General features: G+C 47.2%; 24 protein-coding genes, 3 tRNA genes and 1 pseudogene. 15 read left to right on the forward strand and 13 right to left on the reverse strand.

Annotation, left to right across the window (positions count from 1 at the left end):
* Positions 1-391 precede the first annotated feature (391 nt).
* Positions 392-1,240, forward strand: coding sequence for an S-formylglutathione hydrolase (fghA, locus tag O3661_RS06860; RefSeq protein ID WP_371492778.1), 849 nt, complete (start codon positions 392-394; stop codon positions 1,238-1,240).
* Positions 1,241-1,335: 95 nt separating this feature from the next.
* Here fghA and recA read toward each other — a convergent pair whose 3' ends face one another.
* Together recA and aroA are read right to left on the reverse strand one after the other, a co-directional pair.
* Positions 1,336-2,382 carry a recombinase RecA gene (recA, locus tag O3661_RS06865; protein ID WP_003680794.1) on the reverse strand — a complete coding sequence of 349 codons (1,047 nt, stop codon included), beginning with the start codon at positions 2,380-2,382 and terminating at the stop codon, positions 1,336-1,338.
* Positions 2,383-2,529: 147 nt separating this feature from the next.
* A complete protein-coding gene (aroA, locus tag O3661_RS06870) occupies positions 2,530-3,822 on the reverse strand; it encodes a 3-phosphoshikimate 1-carboxyvinyltransferase (protein ID WP_371492780.1) in 1,293 nt (430 codons plus the stop codon).
* A gap of 299 nt (positions 3,823-4,121) precedes the next feature.
* Between aroA and cysG the strand changes: the two genes are divergently transcribed.
* Positions 4,122-5,519 (forward strand): siroheme synthase CysG, encoded by a 1,398-nt coding sequence (cysG, locus tag O3661_RS06875; RefSeq protein WP_371492781.1) that lies wholly within the window; start codon positions 4,122-4,124, stop codon positions 5,517-5,519.
* Positions 5,520-5,572: 53 nt separating this feature from the next.
* Here the strand turns inward: cysG and O3661_RS06880 are convergent, their stop codons facing one another.
* Positions 5,573-6,178 (reverse strand): CoA pyrophosphatase, encoded by a 606-nt coding sequence (locus O3661_RS06880; RefSeq protein ID WP_049336772.1) that lies wholly within the window; start codon positions 6,176-6,178, stop codon positions 5,573-5,575.
* Positions 6,179-6,353: 175 nt separating this feature from the next.
* Between O3661_RS06880 and O3661_RS06885 the strand changes: the two genes are divergently transcribed.
* From O3661_RS06885 to O3661_RS06920, 8 genes are all read left to right on the forward strand, one after another.
* Positions 6,354-8,216, forward strand: a complete 1,863-nt coding sequence (locus O3661_RS06885; RefSeq protein ID WP_371492783.1) for a tetratricopeptide repeat protein — start codon at positions 6,354-6,356, stop codon at positions 8,214-8,216.
* 56 nt (positions 8,217-8,272) lie between these two features.
* The gene (lolB, locus tag O3661_RS06890; RefSeq protein WP_371492785.1) at positions 8,273-8,857 is read left to right on the forward strand and encodes a lipoprotein insertase outer membrane protein LolB; all 585 of its coding nucleotides are present in this window, start codon (positions 8,273-8,275) and stop codon (positions 8,855-8,857) included.
* A complete protein-coding gene (ispE, locus tag O3661_RS06895) occupies positions 8,839-9,714 on the forward strand; it encodes a 4-(cytidine 5'-diphospho)-2-C-methyl-D-erythritol kinase (protein ID WP_371492786.1) in 876 nt (291 codons plus the stop codon). The genes lolB and ispE overlap by 19 nt, the downstream gene beginning before the upstream one ends.
* Positions 9,715-9,719: 5 nt before the next feature.
* Positions 9,720-9,795, forward strand: a tRNA-Gln gene (locus O3661_RS06900).
* Between the two features lie 10 nt (positions 9,796-9,805).
* Positions 9,806-9,881: transfer RNA gene (locus tag O3661_RS06905), tRNA-Gln, on the forward strand.
* 11 nt (positions 9,882-9,892) lie between these two features.
* Positions 9,893-9,968, forward strand: a tRNA-Gln gene (locus O3661_RS06910).
* Positions 9,969-10,144: 176 nt separating this feature from the next.
* Positions 10,145-11,128 carry a ribose-phosphate pyrophosphokinase gene (locus O3661_RS06915; protein ID WP_101755247.1) on the forward strand — a complete coding sequence of 328 codons (984 nt, stop codon included), beginning with the start codon at positions 10,145-10,147 and terminating at the stop codon, positions 11,126-11,128.
* Positions 11,129-11,193: 65 nt separating this feature from the next.
* On the forward strand, positions 11,194-11,766 hold the full coding sequence (locus tag O3661_RS06920) for a 50S ribosomal protein L25/general stress protein Ctc (protein WP_004519902.1): 573 nt from the start codon (positions 11,194-11,196) through the stop codon (positions 11,764-11,766).
* 152 nt (positions 11,767-11,918) lie between these two features.
* Here O3661_RS06920 and hscB read toward each other — a convergent pair whose 3' ends face one another.
* The gene (hscB, locus tag O3661_RS06925) at positions 11,919-12,419 is read right to left on the reverse strand and encodes a Fe-S protein assembly co-chaperone HscB (protein ID WP_101755215.1); all 501 of its coding nucleotides are present in this window, start codon (positions 12,417-12,419) and stop codon (positions 11,919-11,921) included.
* A gap of 79 nt (positions 12,420-12,498) precedes the next feature.
* Between hscB and O3661_RS06930 the strand changes: the two are divergent.
* Positions 12,499-12,721 (forward strand): annotated as a pseudogene (locus tag O3661_RS06930) (alternative ribosome-rescue factor A).
* On the opposite strand, the gene iscA reads toward O3661_RS06930, so the two are convergent.
* From iscA to iscR, 7 genes are all read right to left on the reverse strand, one after another.
* The gene (iscA, locus tag O3661_RS06935; protein WP_003680782.1) at positions 12,681-13,001 is read right to left on the reverse strand and encodes an iron-sulfur cluster assembly protein IscA; all 321 of its coding nucleotides are present in this window, start codon (positions 12,999-13,001) and stop codon (positions 12,681-12,683) included. The pseudogene O3661_RS06930 and the gene iscA overlap by 41 nt on opposite strands.
* A gap of 66 nt (positions 13,002-13,067) precedes the next feature.
* The gene (locus O3661_RS06940) at positions 13,068-13,313 is read right to left on the reverse strand and encodes a recombinase RecA (protein WP_371492787.1); all 246 of its coding nucleotides are present in this window, start codon (positions 13,311-13,313) and stop codon (positions 13,068-13,070) included.
* A 107-nt stretch (positions 13,314-13,420) separates the two neighbouring features.
* Entirely contained in the window at positions 13,421-13,807 is a 387-nt protein-coding gene (gene iscU / locus O3661_RS06945; RefSeq protein ID WP_003674559.1) for a Fe-S cluster assembly scaffold IscU, read from the reverse strand.
* Positions 13,808-13,875: 68 nt separating this feature from the next.
* On the reverse strand, positions 13,876-14,004 hold the full coding sequence (locus tag O3661_RS06950) for a hypothetical protein (RefSeq protein ID WP_004519897.1): 129 nt from the start codon (positions 14,002-14,004) through the stop codon (positions 13,876-13,878).
* A 113-nt stretch (positions 14,005-14,117) separates the two neighbouring features.
* Complete coding sequence (locus O3661_RS06955) at positions 14,118-14,726, reverse strand: hypothetical protein (RefSeq protein ID WP_070588455.1); 609 nt, start codon at positions 14,724-14,726, stop codon at positions 14,118-14,120.
* A gap of 76 nt (positions 14,727-14,802) precedes the next feature.
* A complete protein-coding gene (locus tag O3661_RS06960) occupies positions 14,803-16,017 on the reverse strand; it encodes an IscS subfamily cysteine desulfurase (RefSeq protein WP_004519895.1) in 1,215 nt (404 codons plus the stop codon).
* 51 nt (positions 16,018-16,068) lie between these two features.
* Positions 16,069-16,515, reverse strand: coding sequence for a Fe-S cluster assembly transcriptional regulator IscR (gene iscR / locus O3661_RS06965; RefSeq protein WP_300480923.1), 447 nt, complete (start codon positions 16,513-16,515; stop codon positions 16,069-16,071).
* Positions 16,516-16,876: 361 nt separating this feature from the next.
* Between iscR and O3661_RS06970 the strand changes: the two genes are divergently transcribed.
* Entirely contained in the window at positions 16,877-18,049 is a 1,173-nt protein-coding gene (locus O3661_RS06970) for an L-lactate dehydrogenase (protein ID WP_371492788.1), read from the forward strand.
* A 61-nt stretch (positions 18,050-18,110) separates the two neighbouring features.
* On the opposite strand, the gene O3661_RS06975 is transcribed toward O3661_RS06970, so the two are convergent.
* Entirely contained in the window at positions 18,111-19,916 is a 1,806-nt protein-coding gene (locus O3661_RS06975; protein ID WP_371492789.1) for a protein-disulfide reductase DsbD, read from the reverse strand.
* 217 nt (positions 19,917-20,133) lie between these two features.
* Positions 20,134-20,907, reverse strand: coding sequence for a GTP cyclohydrolase FolE2 (gene folE2, locus O3661_RS06980; RefSeq protein ID WP_003685690.1), 774 nt, complete (start codon positions 20,905-20,907; stop codon positions 20,134-20,136).
* A 177-nt stretch (positions 20,908-21,084) separates the two neighbouring features.
* On the opposite strand from folE2, the gene O3661_RS06985 reads away from it, so the two are divergent.
* The 3 genes from O3661_RS06985 to O3661_RS06995 all read left to right on the forward strand — a co-directional run bounded on the left by O3661_RS06985 (position 21,085) and on the right by O3661_RS06995 (position 23,633).
* Complete coding sequence (locus O3661_RS06985; protein WP_314574890.1) at positions 21,085-22,242, forward strand: PLP-dependent aspartate aminotransferase family protein; 1,158 nt, start codon at positions 21,085-21,087, stop codon at positions 22,240-22,242.
* A 69-nt stretch (positions 22,243-22,311) separates the two neighbouring features.
* The gene (locus O3661_RS06990) at positions 22,312-22,755 is read left to right on the forward strand and encodes an META domain-containing protein (protein WP_371492790.1); all 444 of its coding nucleotides are present in this window, start codon (positions 22,312-22,314) and stop codon (positions 22,753-22,755) included.
* Positions 22,756-22,853: 98 nt separating this feature from the next.
* The gene (locus O3661_RS06995) at positions 22,854-23,633 is read left to right on the forward strand and encodes a ferredoxin--NADP reductase (protein WP_128582580.1); all 780 of its coding nucleotides are present in this window, start codon (positions 22,854-22,856) and stop codon (positions 23,631-23,633) included.
* Positions 23,634-23,676: the final 43 nt, after the last annotated feature.

Consider the following 23,676-nt stretch of genomic DNA (forward strand, 5'->3'; position numbering starts at 1 on the left):
TTTTGATTCGGGGTGATTTTTAGGGATGTCAACCCTAATTTATGCACAAAGCCGCATAACCTTGTTTTACCTATAAATTTTCACTGTATGATTATAGTAAAATCTTATAAATATAACTATCTGATTTTATTATGTTTTATTTGATTAAAATTTAGTCAATTTAAGACTTAGTTTGTTCCTAAAGAAAATTTTACGATTACCCAAAGCTTATCAACAGATTTATCCACAGAGATTGTGTATAGATTTTAAATGCTGTTGGCGTAATGATTTCGCATGATTGGCAAGCCTTGTTTAAAGCAGATTGGGTTGACTTAAAAGGATGGGGCAACAACACGATGGGCAGGTTTTGCGCTAACATTCTGCTTATTGTTGCTTCCCTACAAGGAATAAAATGAAAAATTCAGAATTGCATTTGCTGGAACGCAGAAAGATGTTTAATGGGCATCAGGAACGGTACCGCCACTTTTCTCAAACCTGCCAGACGGATATGGTATTTGATGTCTATCTGCCGCCACAAGTCTTAAAAGGCTATCCCGCGCCTGTTTTATATTTTCTTTCCGGCTTAAATAGTGATGGTTCTGAATTGATTCAACAAAGCGGGATCCAACGTTTTGCGGCGCAATGGAATATTATCGTGGTTTTCCCGGATACCTCACCACGCGGTCAGCATGTTGCCGACAGTGAAGAGCATTATCTTGGACAAGGTGCCGGATTTTATGTCAACGCAATTGAAGCACCTTGGGCTCAGCATTATCAAATGGAAAGCTATATAAGCCAAGAATTGCCTGATTTGATCGAGCATCATTTTCCGGTAACGCAAGAGCGCAGCATTGCAGGTTTCAGCATGGGTGGGCATGGTGCGCTGCATTTGGCTTTGAAGCATCCTGGCCGATATGCTGCGGTTTCTGCCTTTGCGCCTTTATGTCATCCCATCGATACGGAAGGCGGCAGGCAGGCGTTTTCAGCTTATTTGGGTCAAAACGTGGAAACATGGAAACACTATGACAGTACAGAGCTGCTTCAGACGGCCTCGCATAAATTGCCTGTTTTGATTGATGTCAGCAGTGAAGATGCTTTGTATCCTGAAGTCCTGCAACCGGAAGGGTTCGTCCGCTCAGCACGAGAAAAAGGTTTCAATATCCAATATAAAGTACGCCCGGGCTATGGGCATGACTATTTTTTTATTGCCAGCTTTATCGATTCGCATATTGAGTTTCACGCTCAGGCATTAGGGCTTTAAACTATATTAAATAAAAGGCCGTCTGAAATCCGATTAATGGTCGGATTTCAGACGGCCTTTATTTGGTCTTTTTTGACCTTTTATTTCAAACAGACTTATTCCTCAGGACGTTCGCCGTCGGTATCGTCCAATTTGCCTTCGGTAATATCGACATTGATACCGACTGCTGCACGGATTTTGGCATCAATTTCGTTGGCGATATCAGGATTTTCTTTCAGCCAAACGCGTACATTGTCTTTACCTTGGCCGATTTTTGCGCCGTTGTAGCTGTACCATGCACCGGATTTCTCAACGATGTCATGTTTGACGCCCAAGTCGATCAATTCGCCTTCCCAGCTTATGCCTTCGCCGTAAAGAATATCGAATTCGGCTTGACGGAATGGAGGCGCAACTTTGTTTTTGATGACTTTGACTTTGGTTTCGTTACCAATAACGTCATCGCCTTTTTTAATCTGACCGGTACGGCGGATGTCGAGGCGGACGGAGGCGTAGAATTTGAGCGCGTTACCGCCGGTCGTGGTTTCAGGGCTGCCGAACATCACGCCGATTTTCATACGGATTTGGTTAATGAAAACAACCAATGTATTGGTGCGTTTGATGTGGCCGGTCAGTTTGCGCAGGGCTTGGCTCATCAGGCGGGCTTGCAAGCCGACGTGGCTGTCGCCCATTTCGCCTTCGATCTCGGCTTTAGGCACAAGTGCCGCTACAGAATCGACAACGACCATATCGATACCGCCGGAGCGTACCAAGGTATCGCAGATTTCCAATGCTTGCTCGCCGGTATCCGGTTGGGAGAGATAGAGTTCTTCGACTTTTACGCCGAGTTTGCGGGCGTAAATCGGGTCAAAAGCATGCTCGGCATCGATGAATGCGCAGATGCCGCCATTTTTTTGGCATTGGGCAATGGCTTCGAGACAGAGTGTGGTTTTACCGGAGGATTCCGGGCCGAAAATTTCAACCACGCGGCCGCGGGGCAAACCGCCAACGCCGAGCGCCAAGTCCACGCCGAGGGAGCCGGTGGAAATAACATCAAGGTTTTCTTCCTGTTGGCTGCCGTCCATTTTCATGATGGAGCCTTTGCCGAAGTTTTTTTCGATTTGGGCAAGGGCGGCGGCTAAGGCTTTGCTTTTTTCGTCTGACATGTTTTCTCTCCGAAAGGAAATATGAATCGCTAAGAATTTATTTAGCTATTATCGCATAAATTAAGAAAAAGTATAGTTTTATTTTTATTTTTCAGACGGCCTGTGTTTTTTGTATGCAACAGGCCGTCTGAAACTTTGAATAATCAATCAGTTGGTCAATGATGCAAAAACTTGGAAATAGTCGGGGAAAGTTTTATGCGTACATTTCGGGTCGTTGATGATGACGGGGACGCTCAAAAGCGAAGCCAGCGAGAAACACATGGCCATGCGGTGGTCGTCGTAAGTATCGATGACGGCATCGGGGGTAAGTGTTTCGGGTGGCATAATATGGATGGCTTCGGCTTCTTCAATGACTTCTGCACCCAGTTTGCGCAGTTCGGTTGCCATGGCGGCGATGCGGTCGGTTTCTTTGACGCGCCATGAGCCGATATTGCGCAGGGTGCATGGTTGCTTAGTGGCCAGTGCGACGATAGCCAGAGTCATGGCCGCGTCAGGGATATGGTTTGCATCCAAATCAAAAGCCTGAATCTTGCGCTCGGCAGGACGGGAAATTTCAACAAAATTTTCGCCCCAAATGACATCCGCACCGATTTTCTCCAATTCGCGTGCGAAGGCAACGTCACCTTGAATGCTGTGTGCACCGATGCCGGTCACGCGGATGGGTGTACCCGCAATCAGGCCTGCGCCCAAGAAATAAGACGCGCTGGATGCATCGCCTTCTACATATAAATGTTCGGGCGCATGATATTTGGCACCGGCCGGGATTTTAAATACACGGTAGTCTTCATTGATGATGTTCACACCGAACTGCGCCATCAGCTTGAGCGTGATATCGATATAAGGTTTGGAAATCAACTCGCCTACCATGTGAATTTCAAATGCTTGTCCGGTCAAGGGCAAAGCCATCAACAGGGCGGTCAGGAATTGGCTGGAAACATTGCCTTTAATCGGAATAACGCGCTCGTCGTTGTCTTGGCGTTTGCCGATCTGAAGCGGCGGATAGTTTTCATTGCCCAGATATTGTACGTCTGCACCTGCAATGCGCAGCGCATCCACCAAATCGCCGATGGGGCGTTCGTGCATACGCGGCACGCCATGCAGATGATAGTCGCCACCCAAAACGGCAAGCGCGGCAGTCAAGGGGCGGAATGCCGTACCGGCGTTGCCTAAAAACAAATCGGCGGTTGGGTTGGGAAAGCGGCCTCCGGTGCCATGAACTTTCAGACGGCCTTCAGGTAAAGATTTAATTTGCACGCCGAGTTTGTCGAGTGCTTCAAGCATTCGGTCGGTGTCGTCGGATTTGAGCAAAGAATGGATTTCGCAAACGTTGTCGGAGAGTGCCGCCAAGAACAGCGTGCGGTTGCTGATGCTTTTGGAACCGGGCAGGGCAACGGTGGAGGGCTTGAGTGTAGAAGCGGGCAGGCGGATGGATTCGGTCATGGCTGGACTAAGCTCATTTGAATTGTAAATAGACCGATATTATACGCAGGCAAAGGCCGTCTGAAAAATGAAGAGGGCGCAATTTATTTGTGAAAAAATGAATTTTTATATAGTTACGCTATTTTCCAATCATTTGTTTTGAAATTTTCTGCTTCTGTTTTGTGTTTGCCGCTATAACTTATTTTGTTGTGGCAGGTATATAACCAAACACCATAAGAAAATCAGAAACCATTCTTTCCTATTTTTTCAGACGGCCTTTAATATCGGCGGACAATCATTGATAAAGCAAGAACACGACCATGAGCCATTATCCTTTGTTTGCCGATTTGAGAAACCGTCCTGTTTTACTGGCAGGTGCGGGCAAGATTGCCGAGCGCAAGGCGGAAAGCCTGTTATCTGCCGGAGCGCGCGTGCGCGTTGTTGCGGAAACTTTGAATCCGCAGTTTCAGCAATGGGCGGCTGAAGGGAAAATAGTTTGGTTGGGCGGCTTGTTTGAAGAAGCCATGCTGGACGAGGTGTATTTCGTTATTGCGGCGACGGATAATGGAATGTTTAACCGCCGTGTTTTTGAAGCGGCGGAACGACGGGCGAAATTGTGCAATACGGTGGATACGGCGGATTTGTGTTCATTTATCGTGCCTGCCGTTGTGGATAGGGGGCCGTTGAAGATAGCCATATCCAGCGGCGGTACTGCGCCTGTATTGGCGCGGAAATGGCGGCAGATTATTGAAACATTGATTCCGCTGCATACGGGCACGATGGCGCGTATTGCCGGCAAATGGCGCGAAAAGGTTAAACAGACTATTCATCATGTCGAGCGCCGCCGTTATTTTTGGGAGAAGTTGTTTGACGGCCGTTTTGGTATTTTTGCGGCTCAAAACAATATCGAAGCGGCAGAGCGTGAATTGATCACGCAGTTAAACCGGGAAACGCCGTTTGGCGGCGAAGTGGTTTTGGTGGGCGCAGGGCCGGGAGATCCGGGTTTGCTGACCATACATGCTTTGCAGGCGATTCAGGCTGCGGATACCGTGTTTTACGATGCTTTGGTGTCGGATGAGATTTTGGCGATGGTGCGTAAAGATGCGGTGAAAATCAGCGTGGGTAAACGTGCCGGTGCGCACCATGTTCAGCAGGAAGAAACCAACCGTCTATTGGTTGAACACGCTCAAAAAGGCGAGCGCGTAGTGAGGTTGAAAGGCGGCGATCCTTTTGTGTTCGGACGTGGTGGGGAAGAGGTGCAAACCCTGCATCAGGCCGGAATTGCCTACCGCATTGTGCCGGGCATTACTGCTGCACTTGGAGCTACTGCTTATGCCGGTATTCCGTTAACCCATCGCGATTGCGCCCAAAGTGCTTTATTTGTAACTGGCCACAGTAAACACGAGGGCAATCAGCCTGATTGGCAGACTTTGGCTTTAAGCTGTCAAACGCTGGTAATCTATATGGGCACGCTTAAAGCGGCTGAGATTGCGGAAAAACTGATGGCTTATGGCAGGCAGCCTTCTACACCTGTTGCCGTGATTTCCAATGGGACTTTACCGCATCAAACCGTGCGGACAGGCCGTCTGAAAGATTTGGGCTTGCTGGCTGCCGAAGCAGAGCGTCCGGCTTTAATGGTGATTGGCGAAGTGGTTGCCCTGCGTGATGAGATGAAATGGTTTGGGGAATTTGTCGAATGCTATGAAGAAGCTGCGTAAAGAGGATTGATCAAACAAGGCCGTCTGAATATTGGTTTTCAGACGGCCTTGCCTTATTTAAAAGCTTGGCAATATTGCTGATAACGTTCTGCCAGTCCATATAGGATGATTGCTGTCAGCCCCCAGATGTCGTAGTGTCGGAAAGGCAGGGCGGGGAGGGCGAGGGTTTGATTGTTGTGATGAAGATGACGGTATGAGTAGTTTTGCAGGTTTAAGGTGAAGTCCAAAGGCAGATAAAAAATTTCTGCTACTTCATCGGGATTTGCTTTGGGGTTGACGGGCTGGGTGCAAATTGCCGGAACAGGCGTAACACGGTAGCCGGAAGGTGTGTCATAAAAGGGTAGCGGCGCAAAAGTCTGCCATGCGGCAATCGGAATGGCGGTTTCTTCGTAAGCTTCTCTTAACGCCGTTGCCGTTAGGCTGTCGTCTTGGGCATCTTTGCGGCCGCCGGCAAAGGCGATTTGTCCGGTGTGTTGCCTTAAGGTCTCGGCCCTTTTGGTCAGTAAAATTTGCCACGCTCCTTCATGCAAGGCGATGCCGACCAAAACGGCTGCTTCTTTGACCGTTTTAGTGGTAACTAATTGATTGCGCTCTGCTTGCATACGGCTGCTGAAGCGTGAAGCTTGAGTTAGGAAATGGATAAGGTGGTCGGTATTCATTTTTGGCGCTGATCGTTTTATGCAGATGAGGATTACACAAGGTTTACGGTTACCGTGTCAACAAAATAGGGTGCGTGTGTTACAGTTATGCCTGAATGATAAATAAAGCTCTGCGTCTGTTCTGCAAGTGCTTAGGCCGTCTGAAAATGCCGGCAGGTTCTCAAAAAGGATAGTTATGTTGTTTTCCCCATCCCGTATTCAAGTAGCAGCTGCGGCTGTCATGATGTTGTTTGTTACACAAACTTTTGCCGCGCCCGGCGATTCAAATACAGTTTTTGAATCGGCTAAGATTATTAAAAAGAAAAGCCGTGCCGACCGTTTTTCTCCCGAAGAGCGCGAGCAGGAGCGGATACGTCTGTTGGGTATACAAAACCGTACATCTCAGGTTTTCACTTTGTTAAATTCAGAACTTGCCTTGCAAAAGGGTGATGCGGCTTCTGCGCTGTTTACTTATATTTTAACGTTGCATCGCACCAAATCTCCCGAAGTAGCCGAACGCGCGTTGGAGATGGCGGTTTCTTTAAATGCCTTTGAACAGGCTGAAGCCATTTACCAAAAATGGCGCGAAATCGAGCCGGAGCCTGGTGAAACTCAAAAGCGTATGACTTGGTTGCGCAATTTGCTGCTGGGCAAAGCCGATAAGAATTTGAGCGGATTGGACAAGGTGATTGCCGGCGGTAGTGAAGATGAGCAAAAGCGCGTGTTCCTGCTTTTGGCACAAACCGCAGCCCAACAGTCGAATCTGACCAGTGATGCGGTCAAACAGGTGCATAAAACGGCATTAAATTATAAAGACTTCCCTGAAGCGGCGATTGCGGATGCAATTTTTAGTGCAAAAGACGGTCAAAAGAAACATGCCATTGCCGCATTGCAACGCTTGGCCAAGTTGGACAACGAAATTCTGCCGCCGACTTTTGTTACCCTGCGTCTGATGGCGCAACGGCATCCTGATATTCTGGACGGCTTTTTCAAAGAGACAGACACCAAAACCTTATCTCCGATTTGGCAGGAGTTGGACATCGCCAATTTGATCGCCCATGGCCAAAATGATAAGGCTTTTAAGCGTTTACAGACTTTGTTGGAAGAAAATCCTAACCCTGATTTGTATATTCAGGCCGCCTTATTGTCAGCCAGCAAGACGGAAAATATTTCTGTGGTAAACAGCTATCTGGAAAAGGCTTATAAAGCCGGTACGGAAGAGCAGCGCAGCCGTGCGGCGTTGATTGGTGCAGTTTCTTATAATGATGTTGAAGAATTGGCCAAAGCCAAACAATGGTTGGATAAGGTAACGGCTACGGCTTATACATTTGATAAAACCATTTTGGCCGCTTCCATCGAAGCCAAACAGGGCAACCATAAAGAGGCTTGGGCTTTGGTACAACGCGCACAAAAAATGCCCGAGCAAAGAGGACGTTATTTTGAAGCTAAGGATTTGTTGAGTACGGCTTTGTTCGTATTGTCTAAAAATACCAATCTTCAAGAATCGTTGAACGCTTTGAACAGTTTGGTAAGTTCCACCGAAAAATCCTTGAAAACCCAAGCTTCTCCGGAGCTGCTTGCCAATGTGCTGTATCAGCGTTCGATGGTTTATGAGAAGCTGAATCAGCCAAGCAAGGCGATTGCCGATTTGCGCCGTGTGGTAGAGCTGTATCCGGACAATCCGCACGGTTGGAATGCTTTGGGCTATACCTTGCTGTCCAACGGCAAGGATTTGGAAGAAGCGTTTAAAATGGTTCAGACGGCCTATCAAATGGAGCCGGAAAGCGCAGCCATTAATGACAGTGTGGGCTGGGCTTATTATCTTAAAGGCGATGCCCAAATGGCTTTGCCGTATATCCAATATGCCTACGAAAAAGAACCTGAAGCTGAAGTAGCCGCACATTTGGGCGAAGTCCTATGGACGCTTGGAGATCAAGAGAAGGCCAAAGAAATCTGGAATGACGGTTTGAAACGCGGAAGTAATCTCCGAGTATTAAAAGAGACAATGTCCAAATTCGGTATAACGCCCAGCAAACCGCATACTCAAAAACACAAATAAAACCAAGAGGCCGTCTGAAAAGCGTTTGATTTCAGACGGCCTATGAAGGAATATCCATGAATTTAAAACAATTATCATCGGTTGCAGCCTTATTGCTTTTGGCTGCCTGTGCGCAGCCAAACTTACCTCAACAAAACGGTTGGCAAGCAGCAGAGCAGGTGCAGGATTTTAGCGCAGACGGTCGCTTGGCTGTCAAAGTGGAAGGAAAAGGCTCTTATGCCAATTTCGACTGGACTTATCAGAACGCGGTTCAAACCATTGATGTGAATACACCGTTGGGCAATACCGTAGGTCAGCTATGTCAAGACAGTGAAGGCGTATTGGCAGTAGACAGTAAGGGTAAGGTTTATCAGGCGGAGACGGCTGAGGAATTAAGCAGACAGCTTTTGGGCTTTACTTTGCCGGTTCAATATCTGCATATTTGGGCTGATGGTAAACGCGTTGCAAATGCGCCATACAAAATCCTGCCTGATGGTCGTCTGGAACAGTTTGACTGGACAATATCGCGTACTTTAAATAGTTCAGGACAGCCCAAAACGCTTCAACTTGAGAATGCTAAGTTTAATATCCGCTTGGTGTTTGACACGGTAAACCACTCTTTGGATAAGAATGGACAAACCCGATGCGCAGCACGCAAATAGAGGATGCCATGTCAGTTTCAGAGGAAATCCAAGCCTTTTCTGCGCCAGCTAAATTAAATTTGGATTTGAGGATTACCGGCCGCAGGAGCGATGGTTATCATAATTTGGAAAGTATTTTCTGTTTGATCGGCTTATACGATACCGTTCATCTGAAAATGCGTACTGATGGGCAGATTATTCTACATACGCCGGTTGAAGGGCTTAAGCCTGAGCAAGACTTGACTTATCGGGCGGCTAAATTATTACTGCCCTATGCAAACGTGCCGCACGGCGTTGAAATCTGGTTGGATAAGGTGATTCCGACCGGAGGCGGATTGGGCGGCGGCAGCTCTGATGCAGCCACGGTCTTAATGGTTTTAAACCAATGGTGGCAATGCGGTTTGAGTAGGCAGCAACTGATTGATTTAGGCGTAAGTCTTGGTGCAGATGTTCCTTTTTTTATTTTTGGCAGAAGTGCTTTTGCCAAAGGCGTAGGCGAGAAGCTGGCTGAAATAGATGCCCCTAAACAATGGTATGTTATCGTTAAGCCCCCCGTCCATGTGGCAACAGCTAAAATTTTTGCGCATGAAGGCTTGACACGGGATTCCAAACCCAGCATAATGCCGACTTTCCAATCGTTACAGCCGTTTCAAAATGATATGCAGGCGGTTGTGTTTCAGGAATATCCTGAAGTTTGGAAGGCTTATGTTGAGTTATCCCAATATAGTCATGCATTAATGACTGGTTCCGGGGCTTGTTTGTTTATAGCAAGTGAATCTCATCAAGAAGCACATACAATTTACCAACAGGTTTCTCAATCATATGAAGCTTATTGTGTGGAAGGATTAGATGTTCATCCGCTGTACCATATGATTTAGTAAGTTGGGGAGTCGTCAAGCGGTTAAGACACTGGATTTTGATTCCAGCATGCGAAGGTTCGAATCCTTCCTCCCCAGCCAAACCCTTTGTTGGGGAGTCGTCAAGCGGTTAAGACACTGGATTTTGATTCCAGCATGCGAAGGTTCGAATCCTTCCTCCCCAGCCAACACCCTTTATTGGGGAGTCGTCAAGCGGTTAAGACACTGGATTTTGATTCCAGCATGCGAAGGTTCGAATCCTTCCTCCCCAGCCAAATAAAAGCGTGTAAGTTTTCTTACACGCTTTTTTACGCTAAGAGCAAAATAACGCTGAAAAACTTTTTTTTACCCGTCTTTACGCGTATAATCGCGTAATTAGTGTCTTAGACATAGGGCAAAGGGAAGCGTAATGTTTTCTGCGCGTAAATCAAATCTTGAATCAGGTGAAGATATGGCTGCTTATGACAGTTTAATGGTGTTTACCGGTAATGCAAATCCGGAATTGGCGCAACGTGTTGTCAAACATTTGGATATTTCACTCGGTGAAGCCACCGTTTCCAAATTCTCTGATGGCGAAGTAGCCATTGAATTGTTGGAAAATGTGCGTGGTCGTGATGTGTTTATTTTGCAACCTACCTGCGCGCCAACCAATGACAACCTGATGGAAATTTTGACGATGGCTGATGCACTTAAACGTGCTTCTGCCGGTCGTATTACTGCCGCGATTCCTTACTTTGGCTATGCGCGTCAAGATCGTCGTCCTCGCTCTGTTCGTGTACCGATTTCTGCTAAATTGGTAGCGAATATGTTGTACTCAGCAGGTATTGACCGCGTATTGACTGTTGACTTGCATGCCGACCAAATTCAAGGTTTCTTCGATATTCCGGTGGATAATATTTACGCAACCCCGATTTTATTGAACGATATTAAACAACAACGTATCGACAATCTGACTGTTGTCAGTCCTGATATCGGTGGTGTTGTACGTGCACGTGCTGTTGCTAAATCTTTAAATGCTGATTTGGCCATTATCGACAAACGTCGTCCTAAAGCCAACGTGGCTGAAGTGATGAACATTATTGGCGATATCCAAGGCCGTACTTGCTTGATCGTAGATGATATGATTGATACGGCAAACACCTTGTGTAAAGCAGCCGTTGCCCTGAAAGAGCGCGGTGCCGATCGTGTACTGGCATACGCCAGCCATGCAGTATTCTCCGGCGAAGCAGTGAATCGAATTGCTTCTTCCGAAATTGACCAAGTAGTTGTGACAGATACGATTCCGTTGTCTGAAGCAGCTAAAAAATGTGAACGCATCCGTCAAGTTACTATTGCCGGTTTGCTGGCTGAAACGGTACGCCGTATCAGCAATGAAGAATCTGTCTCATATCTTTTCAATGAAGATGTGATGACTGGCGGCATGTTGCTGCCATAACCCGATGTCGTCTTAAGCTGGTCGCGGCCGATGACGACGATTTTATCTAAATTGGAGTATTAAACATGACTTACGAAATTCAAGCCTCTGTTCGCGAAGCCCAAGGCACTGGTGCGAGCCGCCGCCTGCGTCGCGAAGGCCAAATCCCTGGCATTCTGTACGGTGAAGGTCAAGAGCCTGTTGCTATCGCTGTAGACCACAAAACTGTATTCTACGCATTGGAAAAAGAATCTTTCCATACTGCTTTGATTAAACTGTCTTTGAACGGTGAAACTAAAGACGTTATCGTGCGTGACTTCCAAATGCACCCATTCCGTCGCGAAGTTCAACACATCGACTTCCAAGCTGTAAAAGCTGATCAACCTGTACGCATCCGTGTTCCTCTGCACATTGTTAACGCTGAAAACTCTCAAGCTGTTAAATTGCAAGGTGGTCGCGTATCTCTGTTGAACACTTCTGTTGAAGTAGTTGCTTTGCCTGCAAACATTCCTGCCTTCTTGGAGCTGGATTGTGCATCAGTAGTTGCCGGCGATATTCTGCACTTGTCAGACATCAAATTGCCAGAAGGTGTTGAAAGCGTTTCTCTGAAACGTAACGAAAACCTGGCTGTTGCTACTGTTACCGGTAAAAAGCGCTAATAGTTAGTTAATATAAGAAAACCGTATCAGATAAATCTGATACGGTTTTTATTTGATGTAAGAGGCGATAAATTCAAATAATGGAGATAAATCCAAAGTATCTTATAAAGTCATTTGCTATAAAACTTGGGTATAGCGTAAAGCAATACGTTTTATAAGATTGAAGCAATTTCTTTGCGAAGCTTATTAAGAAAGCGTCCATGCCGTACCCATTGTGCAGCTGATTCATAATCCTGCTGTTCAAATGCTTGTTGTAAATCTTGATATAGGCTGCTTTGTACTTCTTGAATTTCTTGATCCAGTGCTCGGATGGCATCATGGTTTTGTTCCATTTGTGCATCCATCAATGTTTCCCGCCATTCCATCTGCTGCATGAGGAATTCTGGTGAAAACGAAGTGTGTTCAGGTGCATCAGCATCGATATTTTGGCTTTTCAAGAGATAAGCGGCCCGATCAATGGGGCTTTTTAATGTGCGGTAGGCATCATTAATTGTAGAAGACATCATAACGGCTTGTTTCTGCTCAAAAGCTGAAGCAGAAGCAAATTTATCGGGATGAAATCGGGCAGCTAAAGCTCGATAGGTCTGTTCGAGTGCTTCGGTATCAATATTGAAAGATGGCTCAAGCTGAAAGAGGTTGAAATATTGAGACATGATATTAAGGGAAAAAATCTAAAGAACAGGATTATTTTACGATATAATCCGGAAACTGTTTATACGAAAGGAAAACAATATGACCGGTAAGGTGCAACACAATAAAGGCAAGATACGAGACAATGCCTTAAAAGCCTTAGTCAAATCTGATTTGTTCCGACATGAAGTAGAACGAAAAAGAAAAGGCAAGGGTAGCTATAATAGGCAAGAAGCCAAAAAATGGCGGGATGGTTTTGATACTTTCCCGCCATTTTTTATATTTTAAACGTGGAAGCTCTCACCGCAGCCGCAAGAGTCTTTGACGTTTGGGTTTTCAAATTTGAAACCTTCCTGTAAGCCTTCTTTGGTGTAATCGACTTGCGTGCCGTCTAGATAAACCAAGCTTTTCGGGTCGATATAAATACGCGCGCCGTGTTCTTCGAAAATCAGGTCGTCTTCGTTCGCTTCATCGACAAATTCAAGGTTGTATGCCATGCCTGAGCAGCCGCTGGTTTTCACACCCAAGCGCACGCCCAAGCCTTTGCCGCGTTTGGTCAGGTAGTTATTGATGTATTTGGCTGCGTTTTCTGTGATGGTAATCATACTTTTTTCCTCATTTTGCAATTATTTTCTGTTTGCCAGTTTTTATTTCAGACGGTCTCTTGATTTTCAGGCCGTCTGAAAACGCTGTTTTGCCCACTCTATTGCGGCGGCAATGGCAGCTTTTGCTTGCGTACTATTTTTCCAACAGGTTGAGCCGGTCAATTGTGTGCCCTGTTCCAAAATATCGTCTAAATCCGCAACCGCCAGAGTGGCAATATCATCCAATCCCATTTGCTGCAAACGCTGCAATATGGTTTTACCTATGCCTTTGACAGCAAGTAGGGATTGGATTTCTTCATCAGTAAAAGGCATATCGTCTTCTTTGATTTTGCAGGTACTGGCGCACTTATATGGCAAGTTGGACTTATCAAGCCGATTTAGGCATTAATATCCACAAACTAAGTATCTGGCAAACAAGATTATTTGTTTTCCTGACGTTTGCGATAGTCGGCAACAGCCGCTTTTACCGCATCTTCAGCCAAGATAGAGCAGTGGATTTTCACAGGTGGCAGTTCCAGTTCTTCGGCAATTTCGCTGTTTTTGATTGCCAGTGCATCATCAAGGCTTTTGCCTTTAACCCACTCGGTGATCAGACTGGAAGAAGCGATGGCGGAACCGCAACCGTAAGTTTTGAATTTTGCATCTTCGATAATACCCTCATCGTTTACTTTGATTTGCAGACGCATTACGTCGCCGCAGGCGGGCGCGCCGACCATGCCGGTGCCGACAGATTCGTCATTTTTGTCGAAAGTACCAACGTTGCGGGGATTTTCGTAGTGGTCGATTACTTTATCGCTGTATGCCATGATGTGGTTTCCTTTGTGTTTTTAGTGGTGTAAATGGTTTGTTTACGAATATTCAGACGGCCTGAAGTTTAGATTTTGCACGCGCCGCCTTCGCAGCCGTCGTCGTTTTCCGAATCAACGCCGCCTTCTACGGTAACGCCGTCAAAATCTTCGAGCAGGTTGTCGAGATTGTCGAGGTCGAGCTCTTGTTCGTCCATGGGCTTGTATCCTTAATTTGAAGATTGTAGTTTTTAGGTCGTCTGAAAAGGTTTTTTAAGGTTTCAGACGTCCTTTTTAAGGTCTAAGTTGATTGCCTATTACAGTTGTTTTATCAGCCATTTATAAAGGCACATTCTAAAATTGTTTGGGGTTTTCCGTTAACATTAATCGGTTTTAGTTTTGCTTGCAGGGTTTCGTATTCTTCTAAAATCAAACTGTATTTTCGAACAGGACGATATTTTCCTTTTAACACCTTGCGTGCCTGTTCCAAAGGTACATCCAACAACAAACGGGTATAGCTGTAACCTGCGGTTTCTAATTGGAATGTCTGGCTGATATGAACCACAGGTAAGTCATAGTAAGTACCGCTGAGTTTCAAACGGGTTTGATCAAGAATGAACTGTTCTCCATCTTCACTAAACTCCGCGCGGTGCAAAGTCATCGGCGGGTGCACAAGATCACGGTAAGCCTTTGGCAGCTGGACTCTATTGGGATGATTCAAACGTAGGTTTTGATATTTAGAGTCTTTATCGTTCCAGTTATCGCTTACATCACTAAATGGTTCCAACAGGTTTTCCAAACGCTTATCGAATTGGCAGCCGTTTTCAAATGATTTGAATATAGGTGACCAATCAGGTTGTGTCTGTGCTGAAACCAGCGGAGCAGAGCATAGAATCAGACAAGAAAGTAAGTGGCGTATTTTATTTTTTATTATCGTCATTTTTAGTATTTTTCTTGATGAGGTCGTCTGAAAAGGTAAAGGTCTTTTGAATTTTTCAGACGACCTTTTCCCTTGATTAATGCGCTGCCCATTCAATCGAGTTCAAATCGATACCTTCTTTAAACATTTCCCACAGCGGAGACAGTTCGCGCAGTTTGCCGATTTTGGATTTGATCAGTTCTGCTGCGAATTGGACTTCTTCTTCGGTGGTCATGCGGCCGAAGGTGATGCGCAGGGAGGAATGTGCCAATTCGTCGTTGCGGCCGAGTGCGCGTAAAACGTAGCTTGGCTCAAGGCTTGCGGAAGTACAGGCGGAGCCGCTGGATACAGCGAGTTCTTTCACTGCCATAATCAGGCTTTCGCCTTCGACGAAGTTGAAGCTGACGTTCAGGTTGTTCGGGGCGCGGTGTTCGAGGTCGCCGTTGATATAGACTTCTTCGATGCCTTCGATGCCTTTGAGGAAGATGTCGCGTAGTTTCAGGTAGTGTGCAGTGTCTTGTGCCAATTCTTCTTTGGCAATGCGGAAGGCTTCGCCCATGCCGACGATTTGGTGGGTCGGCAAAGTGCCGGAACGGAAACCGCGTTCGTGGCCGCCGCCGTGCATTTGGGCTTCGAGGCGGACGCGTGGTTTACGGCGTACATACAGGGCGCCGATGCCTTTAGGGCCGTATACTTTGTGGCCGGACATAGACAGCAAATCAACTTTGGCGGCTTCAACATCAACAGGCACTTTGCCGCATGCTTGTGCTGCGTCAACGTGGAAAATGATTTTGCGTTCGCGACAGATTTCGCCGATGGCAGGAATATCTTGAACCACGCCGATTTCGTTGTTTACCCACATGACGGAAACGAGGATGGTGTCTTCGCGGATGGCGGCTTTCAGTACGTCTAAATCAACCAAACCGTTTTCTTGTACGTCCAGGTAAGTCACTTCGTAACCTTGGCGTTCGAGTTCGCGCATGGTGTCGAGCACGGCTTTGTGCTCGGTTTTCACAGTAATGAGGTGATTACCTTTAGATTTGTAGAAGTGCGCCGCGCCTTTGATGGCGAGGTTGTTGGATTCGGTCGCGCCGCTGGTAAAAACGATTTCTTTGGAGTCGGCGTTAATCAGGGCTGCAATGTCTGCGCGTGCTTTTTCTACCGCTTCTTCTGCTTCCCAGCCGAAGCTGTGGCTGTTGGAGGCTGGGTTGCCGAAAATATCGGACAGGTAGGGAATCATTTTTTCGGCAACGCGGCGGTCAACGGGAGTGGTGGCGGCGTAGTCGAGATAAACGGGGGTTTTGACGGTCATGGTTTGCTCTTTCGTTTGGTCATCTGCCTGCGGTCTTTGCCGCAAGTCGGTTTAATGAATGTGTGTAAAGGTAACGACATGACTGCTGTCGCTGCAGTTTTTTTGTTCAATGATGCTTTTCAGCGTAACGCTGCTGAGGTAGTCATTGATGGTTTTATTTAAGTTTTCCCAAAGGTCGTGGGTCAGGCAGGGGGCACCGTGGTTGCAGTTTGCTTTGCTGCCGCATTGTGTGGCATCCAGTCGGTCTTCGGCTGCGGAGATGATTTGTGCAATATTGATTTGCTCGGCGGGTGCGGCAAGGATATAGCCTCCGCCTGGGCCGCGTAGGCTTTCAACCAATCCGGCACGGCGCAGCTTGCTGAATAATTGTTCGAGGTAGGAGAGCGATATGCTTTGTCGTTCGCTGATGGCACTGAGTTTGACAGCGCCAGTTTGCGCGTTCATCGCCAAATCTATCATGGCGGTTACTGCAAATCGCCCTTTGGTAGTCAGTCTCATGGTGTGGTTGCCTGTGTGGGGCGTTTTTATTAGTGGGGGGAATTGTCTAATATCTGAGTGTTTCAGTCAAGTATGTGGCGGCTCGGTTTGATTGTTTGTTTAAATGGTGGCATTGGCTGATTTTTAAATTGGAAAATATTTTCTTTATTTTTCTTCAATTTGAATTTAAGGCCGTCTGAAAAAAGGCTATCAACCCTACAAATTTCAGGGTTAAAATGTTTTGATTTAATATTGATACTGATATAGATTATCAAAATTATTCTTAAAATTTAGTTGTTTTGATGGAGTAAAATAAATGAGGTGTTTGAAATGTTCAGACGGCCTTGACCATCCATCTTTACCTTAACAGAGGCAATCGACAATGAAATCTGATTTAAGCAAAATAACCTGTATCGAAGACTTGCGCCTTGTTGCCAAACGTAAAATGCCGCGTATGTTTTATGACTATATTGACTCAGGTTCTTGGACGGAAACCACTTATCGTGAAAATACTTCGGATTTTAAAGACATCCGTTTCCGTCAAAAAGTATTGGTTGATATGGAAGGACGCAGCCTTGAGACTAAAATGATCGGTCAGGATGTGAAAATGCCGGTGGCGATTGCGCCGACCGGTTTCACGGGCATGGCGCACGCCGACGGTGAAATCTTGGCGGCGCGGGCGGCGGAAAAATTTGGTATTCCGTTTACGCTGTCGACCATGTCCATTTGTTCGATTGAAGATGTAGCTGAAAACACCAGCTCGCCGTTTTGGTTTCAGCTTTATGTGATGCGCGACCGTGAGTTTATGGAGAACCTGATTAAGCGTGCAAAAGATGCGAATTGTTCGGCTTTGGTATTGACAGCCGATTTGCAGGTTTTGGGTCAGCGCCACAAAGACATCAAAAACGGCCTGTCTGCGCCACCGAAACCGACCATCGCCAATTTAATCAATCTGGCGACCAAACCGGAATGGTGTATGAAAATGCTGAACACGGAACGCCGCACCTTCCGCAATATTGTCGGTCATGCGAAAAACGTGGGTGATTTGTCTTCGCTGTCTTCATGGACTTCCGAACAATTCGACCCGCGCCTGAGCTGGGACGATGTAGCACGCATTAAAGATTTGTGGGGCGGCAAGCTGATTATCAAAGGCATTATGGAACCCGAAGACGCGGAAAAAGCAGCGAAAAGCGGCGCGGACGCATTGGTCGTTTCCAATCATGGCGGCCGTCAGCTTGACGATACTGTGTCTGCTATTAAGGCTTTGCCTGATGTGGTCAGCGCGGTGGGCAGCGACATCGAGGTTTGGATGGACAGCGGTATCCGCAGCGGTCAGGATATTTTGAAGGCTTGGGCTTTGGGTGCGAAAGGTACGATGATAGGTCGGGCGTTCCTGTATGGTTTGGGTGCGTATGGTGAAGAAGGCGTAACCCGTGCGCTGGAAATCCTGTATAAAGAAATGGATATTTCCATGGCATTTACCGGTCATCGCAATATTCAAGATGTGGATTTCAGCATTTTACGTTCTACGCGTTGGGCTCAAGATGAATTTTAATTTTTAAACATAAGAAAAGGCCGTCTGAAAATCTGTTTTCAGACGGCCTTTTTATAGACGGCTATTTCTCGTTTTTGCGATACCATTCAATGAAGGCATCGGGTTTGACAAAGCCTAATAAGGGTTCGCTATGACTGCCGTCGGCGCGGACAACAAACACGCCCGGAGGGCCGAAGAGACCGTATTCTTTCAGTAAGGCTTGATGGTCGGGAGTGTTGGCGGTTACGTCAATTTGGAAGAAGCGCTGCATATCGACCGCTTCGTGTACCTGCGGCTGGTTGAGCGTGTAGGCGGCCATTTCTTTGCAGGATACGCACCAGTCGGCGTAGAAATCAATCAGCACAGGTTTGCTTGGATCGGCTTTCAAGGCGGCATCCATAGCGGCTTTGAGTTCGCCGACATCGGTAAACATCTTGCCGTGGTCGGTTTCTTGTCCGGCTTCGGATGGCGGAACCAGCGTTAAGAAGTGGTGCAGGGCGGTGGTTTGTTTATTGAAGCTTTGCCAGCCAAACCACGAGCCGCCAATCAACAGTAAAAAGCCCAATACGGCGGCAACTGTTTTCAGACGGCCTTTTTGTTTGCCGGATTTCGCCAAAAGCATAAGGGCGGGAACAATTATCAGCAAGGTGTAGAGGCTGACTACTGCTAAATAAGGTAGATGCGGTGTGGCAAGGTATACGGCAACGGCCAGCAAGATGAAGCCGAATGCGTATTTGATGCCGTTCATCCAGTCGCCTGCTTTAGGCAGGATATGGCCGCCGAATGTGCCGATGATGATGAGCGGCACGCCGGTGCCGAGTGCCAAGACATAAAGCGCAAGACCGCCCAAGACGGCATCGCCGGTCTGGCCGATATAGCCCAAAGCAAATGCCAGCGGAGGTGCAACGCAAGGGCCGACAATCAGCGCGGACAAAATACCCATGATGAAGACGGAAATGATTTTGCCGCCGGAGAGTTTGTTGCTTTGGTTTTGGAAATAGGATTGGACGGAGTTGGGCAGTTGGATGTTGAAGAGGCCGAACATGGACATTGCCAGTACCACCATCAACGCGGCGGAGGCAAGTACGACCCACGGCTGCTGCAGCCATACGGTCAACAGCGCGCCGGTCAAACCGGCAATCACGCCGACCAAGGTATAGGTCAGTGCCAAACCTTGTACATAAACCATAGATAAGGTAAACGCGCGGCCTTTGCCGGCTTTTTTATCGCCCACGACAATACTGGAAACAATCGGCAGGAGCGGATACATGCAGGCAGTAAAGCTTAAGCCCAAACCTGCGACAAAAAACGCCAACAGATTGGCGTTTAAAGTATCCCAAGAGAGCTTGAAGCGACTGCTGTCGGGATTGTTTGCACTGGGCTGGGCAGGCATTGGGCCGTCTGAAGAGGCGGACGGTTGCAAAAAGCGGTCTTTGGCGGAAACCGGCTCATCGCTTTGCGGCTGGTAAACCCCGTTGCCTTTTACGTCAAACTCGGTATCCACCGGCGGATAACACACACCGGCCTCGGCGCAGCCTTGATAAGTCAGCGTCAGTTTGTATTGCGGCGCGGCTTGTTTGTAAGGCAGGTCAACCTGTGCGGTATGGTGGTAAACCGTTTGTTTGCCGAAGAATTCGTCTTCTTTTTCTTCGCCTTTGCTGAATTTGGGTTCACCCAAGACTTTGTCCGGATCGGTCGCCGCAACGATTTTGGACTGGTACATATAGTAGCCGTCAGCGATTTTGAACTGCACGCTGACGCCTTGATCAGTTACATTGACTTGAGGCACAAAGGCTTGCTCGGGTGGCAGCAAATCATTGGCATCTACTGCGAATGCGAAGCTGCTCAAGCCTAAAAATGCAATGAGGAAATAAAGGAATTTTTTCATAGTATCTACGGATATGCCGTTGAGAAACCGTCATTATAAATGATGGGGAAAACAATCGGCTTAATTTAAGTTAAAGATTACGCGAGTTGTCTAATTCTTTTGAATTATATCGGATTACAGTTAACCGTACATGAGCGATAGTCTCATGTTATCGTTCAATTTATGCCAAAGGCCGTCTGAAACGTTCAGACGGCCTTTGTTGCTATTTGGCTTAACTTTAAGGATAAGCGATATAAGCGTAAGCGGAATGGTTGTGTATCGATTCGAAGTTTTCGCTTTCGACGACAAATGATTCAATGCGTTTGTCGGCTATTAACACCGTGGCCACATCACGAACCATGTCTTCGACAAACTTCGGATTTTCGTATGCTTTTTCCGTTACATACTTTTCGTCAGGGCGTTTGAGTAAGCCGTAGAGCTGGCAGCTTGCCTGTGCTTCAACGTAATCGATGATTTCTTCAATGCCTACATCCGCATTCGCAATCAGGCTGACCGTTACATGCGAACGTTGGTTGTGCGCGCCGTATTGAGAAATTTCTTTGGAACACGGACACAATGAAGTAACCGGAACCATCACTTTCAGGCTGTGGCTGTATGTACCGTTTTTGATTTCACCGGTCAGGGTAACATCATAGTCGAGCAGCGATTGGATGCCGGAGACAGGCGCGCTTTTCTTGCGGAAAAACGGGAAGGAAACGCTGATTTTGCCGGAATGCGAATCCAACAGGGCAACCATATCGGCGGTCAGCTTGTGCAGCGTATCGAAATCCAAAGCATCAGTTTGTTTTTCCATCAGGGCGACAAAGCGCGACATATGCGTGCCTTTTTGGTCGGCAGGCAGGAAAACCGTCATGGTCAGGCGGGCGACGGTGGATTGTTCGCCTTCTTTGCTTTTGAGGGAAATCGGAAAGCGCAGGTCTTTGATGCCGACCTGATTAATCGGCAGGTTGCGTAAATCGCGGCTGGATTGCACGTCTGCAATGGCGTTCATGCGTTGTATGTCCTTCATGATAGGATTGTTGAGATGCGTGTAGGGGAATCGGCTCGTGTCGGCCGATTTGCAAATGCGAGATTATATCACTTGCTTTATCTGCCTGCATTGATTGTTTCTATTTTTCAGATAGTGATAAAATCTTCGATTATTCACATCTACATAGGCAGAGACCAAATGAAATTCGCCACGAAAGCCATCCATTCCAGCTACGATTGCGACGAACACAACCGCGCGCTGATGCCGCCGATTTATCAAAACAGTATGTTTGCGTTGCATGAGATTGGCGAAAATGTGCCTTACCGCTATTCGCGCCTGAGCAACCCGACCCGCCAAGTTTTGGAAGATACAGTTGCCGATTTGGAGCACGGTGCGGCCGGTTTTGCGTTTTCCAGCGGTATGGCGGGGATTGATGCCGTGTGGCGCACTTTCCTGCAACCTGGCGATACCATTGTTGCCGTCGCCGATATTTACGGCGGCGCTTATGATTTATTGGTCGATGTTTATCAAAAATGGGGGGGGAACGTTGTTTTTGCCGATTTGGGCAATCCTGACAATTTGGACGAGTTGCTCAAAGTGCACAATGTCAAACTGGTGTGGCTGGAAACGCCGTCCAATCCGCTTTTGCGTTTGGTAGACATCAAAGCGCTGGCCGCGAAAGCCAAAGCGGCCGGTGCGCTGGTCGGCATCGACAACACTTTTGCCACGCCGTATCTGCAACAGCCGCTGGATATGGGGTGCGATTTTGTGTTCCATTCCGCTACCAAATATTTGTGCGGCCATTCCGACGTATTGATGGGCATCGTTGTGGCCAAAACCAAAGAGCTGGCACAGCCTTTGCACGACATGATGGTACATACCGGCGCGATTGCAGGGCCGATGGACTGCTGGCTGGTGTTGCGCGGTATTAAAACGCTGGCTCTGCGCATGAACGCCCATTGTCAAAACGCACTCGAAATCGCGCGCCGTTTGGAAGGTCATCCTGCCATTGAAAAAGTGTTCTATCCCGGCCTGCCGTCGCACGAACATTACGAACTCGCTCAAGCACAAATGCCCAAAGGCATCGGCGGCGTGGTAACGGTTTATCTCAAAAACGACACGCGTGAAGCGGCCAATAGCGTGATTAAAAACATGAAACTGGTCAAAATGGCTTCCAGCCTCGGCGGCGTGGAAAGTCTGGTCAACCATTGCTATTCCCAATCCCACAGCGGCGTGCCGCATGATGTGAAAATGGAAATGGGCATCAAAGTCGGCCTGCTGCGTTTCTCTGTCGGTATCGAAGATGTGGACGATATTTGGAACGATATTTCCAAAGCATTGGATACAACTTTGTAAATAAGGCTTAAAGGCCGTCTGAAGGTGGATAGTTTTCAGACGGCCTTTAGCAATAAACAAGGAATAGATATGAAAACATTATTCGGTGCATTAATGAGTGTGGTAGTTTTGGCAGCTTGTACATCTCCTTCAGCATCTCAGCCTGAACAAGCCTCTAAAGCGCAGGTACAAACTCAACAAGCTGCGCAACCTACTTTAGCCGCCAAATGGCGTGTTGTCGCTTTCAATAAATTCGCTGAAAAAGAATTGGCAGATAAAAACGCCTATTTGGATTTCAGCAAAATGCCTAAGGCTTATGGCAATATGGGTTGCAACGGTATGATGTTTCAAGCGAATGTAATCGGAGCGGGCAAAATTGATTTTGGCCATATTGCGGTAAGCATGATGCTGTGTGAAGACATGAAGCTGGAAGATGCGTTTTTGCGCAAACAAAGCGTGTGGAACTATCGTTTTGACGGTAACGATTTGATTTTGGAACAAAAAGGCATCAGTATCCGTTTGCGTCGTGAATAATCTTAAAGGCCGTCTGAAAATAAATATTTCAGACGGCCTTTTGAATCTTTATAATAAGCCCTATTTGAAACTGATACCGAATATCAAGGAAACCTATTATGGCAGCTTCTCCAGAAGCCAAGTTTACCGAAGAAAAAGTCTTGTGGATCAAACACCATACACCTAAGCTGATGACTTTTGCCATCAGCCGTCCCGAGTCCTACCGTTTTTCGGCAGGGCAGTTTTCGCGCCTTGGTTTCCGTGACGGCGAGGGCTTTATTTGGCGTGCGTATTCCGTCGTGTCTGCCGAATACGCCGATACGCTTGAGTATTTCGCGGTGTTAATCGAAGGCGGCCCGATGTCGGCGCGTTTTGCTGCGATGAAAGAGGGCGACACCATTTTGCTGGATAAAACGGCTACCGGTTTCCTCTTGCCCGAGCGATTCCCCGACGGCAAAGACTTGGTCATGCTCTGCACGGGTTCCGGCATTGCGCCTTTCCTCTCCATTATCGAGCAGCCTGAAATTTGGCAGCGTTTCGACCGTTTGGTTTTGGCGCATTCCGTCTCTTATGCCGACGAGTTGATTTTCAACCAGCGCCTTGCTGATTTGAAAGGGCATCCGCTGATTGAAGAATATTTCCATAAATTCACTTTTGTTCCGGTCACCACGCGTGAGGAAACGGAAGGCGCATTGAGCGGTAAACGGATTCCCGAATTGCTGAAGAATGGCGGCTTGGAAGAAAAAGTCGGCTTCAAGTTTACCAAAGCCGATACGCGCTTTATGGTCTGCGGCAATCCGGCAATGGTCAAAGATACTTTCCAAGCCCTGATGGATTTGGGCTACGCCATGCACCGCAACCGCATCCCCGGCGAAATCATGATGGAAAATGGTTTTTAACAGATAAATGGTCAAAGGCCGTCTGAAAGTTTCAGACGGCCTT

The organism is Neisseria sp. 20925_1_37 (genome assembly GCF_041433255.1).
In the GTDB taxonomy this organism is placed as follows: Bacteria; Pseudomonadota; Gammaproteobacteria; order Burkholderiales; family Neisseriaceae; genus Neisseria; species Neisseria flavescens_D.

What these genes read in the sequence shown, in the direction of transcription:
- fghA (WP_371492778.1), top strand. Translation starts at nt 392, where the DNA reads ATGAAAAATTCAGAATTGCATTTGCTGGAACGCAGAAAGATGTTTAAT.
- recA (WP_003680794.1), bottom strand. Translation starts at nt 2,382, where the DNA reads ATGTCAGACGAAAAAAGCAAAGCCTTAGCCGCCGCCCTTGCCCAAATC.
- aroA (WP_371492780.1), bottom strand. Translation starts at nt 3,822, where the DNA reads ATGACCGAATCCATCCGCCTGCCCGCTTCTACACTCAAGCCCTCCACC.
- cysG (WP_371492781.1), top strand. Translation starts at nt 4,122, where the DNA reads ATGAGCCATTATCCTTTGTTTGCCGATTTGAGAAACCGTCCTGTTTTA.
- O3661_RS06880 (WP_049336772.1), bottom strand. Translation starts at nt 6,178, where the DNA reads ATGAATACCGACCACCTTATCCATTTCCTAACTCAAGCTTCACGCTTC.
- O3661_RS06885 (WP_371492783.1), top strand. Translation starts at nt 6,354, where the DNA reads ATGTTGTTTTCCCCATCCCGTATTCAAGTAGCAGCTGCGGCTGTCATG.
- lolB (WP_371492785.1), top strand. Translation starts at nt 8,273, where the DNA reads ATGAATTTAAAACAATTATCATCGGTTGCAGCCTTATTGCTTTTGGCT.
- ispE (WP_371492786.1), top strand. Translation starts at nt 8,839, where the DNA reads ATGCGCAGCACGCAAATAGAGGATGCCATGTCAGTTTCAGAGGAAATC.
- O3661_RS06915 (WP_101755247.1), top strand. Translation starts at nt 10,145, where the DNA reads ATGGCTGCTTATGACAGTTTAATGGTGTTTACCGGTAATGCAAATCCG.
- O3661_RS06920 (WP_004519902.1), top strand. Translation starts at nt 11,194, where the DNA reads ATGACTTACGAAATTCAAGCCTCTGTTCGCGAAGCCCAAGGCACTGGT.
- hscB (WP_101755215.1), bottom strand. Translation starts at nt 12,419, where the DNA reads ATGTCTCAATATTTCAACCTCTTTCAGCTTGAGCCATCTTTCAATATT.
- iscA (WP_003680782.1), bottom strand. Translation starts at nt 13,001, where the DNA reads ATGATTACCATCACAGAAAACGCAGCCAAATACATCAATAACTACCTG.
- O3661_RS06940 (WP_371492787.1), bottom strand. Translation starts at nt 13,313, where the DNA reads ATGCCTTTTACTGATGAAGAAATCCAATCCCTACTTGCTGTCAAAGGC.
- iscU (WP_003674559.1), bottom strand. Translation starts at nt 13,807, where the DNA reads ATGGCATACAGCGATAAAGTAATCGACCACTACGAAAATCCCCGCAAC.
- O3661_RS06950 (WP_004519897.1), bottom strand. Translation starts at nt 14,004, where the DNA reads ATGGACGAACAAGAGCTCGACCTCGACAATCTCGACAACCTGCTCGAA.
- O3661_RS06955 (WP_070588455.1), bottom strand. Translation starts at nt 14,726, where the DNA reads ATGACGATAATAAAAAATAAAATACGCCACTTACTTTCTTGTCTGATT.
- O3661_RS06960 (WP_004519895.1), bottom strand. Translation starts at nt 16,017, where the DNA reads ATGACCGTCAAAACCCCCGTTTATCTCGACTACGCCGCCACCACTCCC.
- iscR (WP_300480923.1), bottom strand. Translation starts at nt 16,515, where the DNA reads ATGAGACTGACTACCAAAGGGCGATTTGCAGTAACCGCCATGATAGAT.
- O3661_RS06970 (WP_371492788.1), top strand. Translation starts at nt 16,877, where the DNA reads ATGAAATCTGATTTAAGCAAAATAACCTGTATCGAAGACTTGCGCCTT.
- O3661_RS06975 (WP_371492789.1), bottom strand. Translation starts at nt 19,916, where the DNA reads ATGAAAAAATTCCTTTATTTCCTCATTGCATTTTTAGGCTTGAGCAGC.
- folE2 (WP_003685690.1), bottom strand. Translation starts at nt 20,907, where the DNA reads ATGAACGCCATTGCAGACGTGCAATCCAGCCGCGATTTACGCAACCTG.
- O3661_RS06985 (WP_314574890.1), top strand. Translation starts at nt 21,085, where the DNA reads ATGAAATTCGCCACGAAAGCCATCCATTCCAGCTACGATTGCGACGAA.
- O3661_RS06990 (WP_371492790.1), top strand. Translation starts at nt 22,312, where the DNA reads ATGAAAACATTATTCGGTGCATTAATGAGTGTGGTAGTTTTGGCAGCT.
- O3661_RS06995 (WP_128582580.1), top strand. Translation starts at nt 22,854, where the DNA reads ATGGCAGCTTCTCCAGAAGCCAAGTTTACCGAAGAAAAAGTCTTGTGG.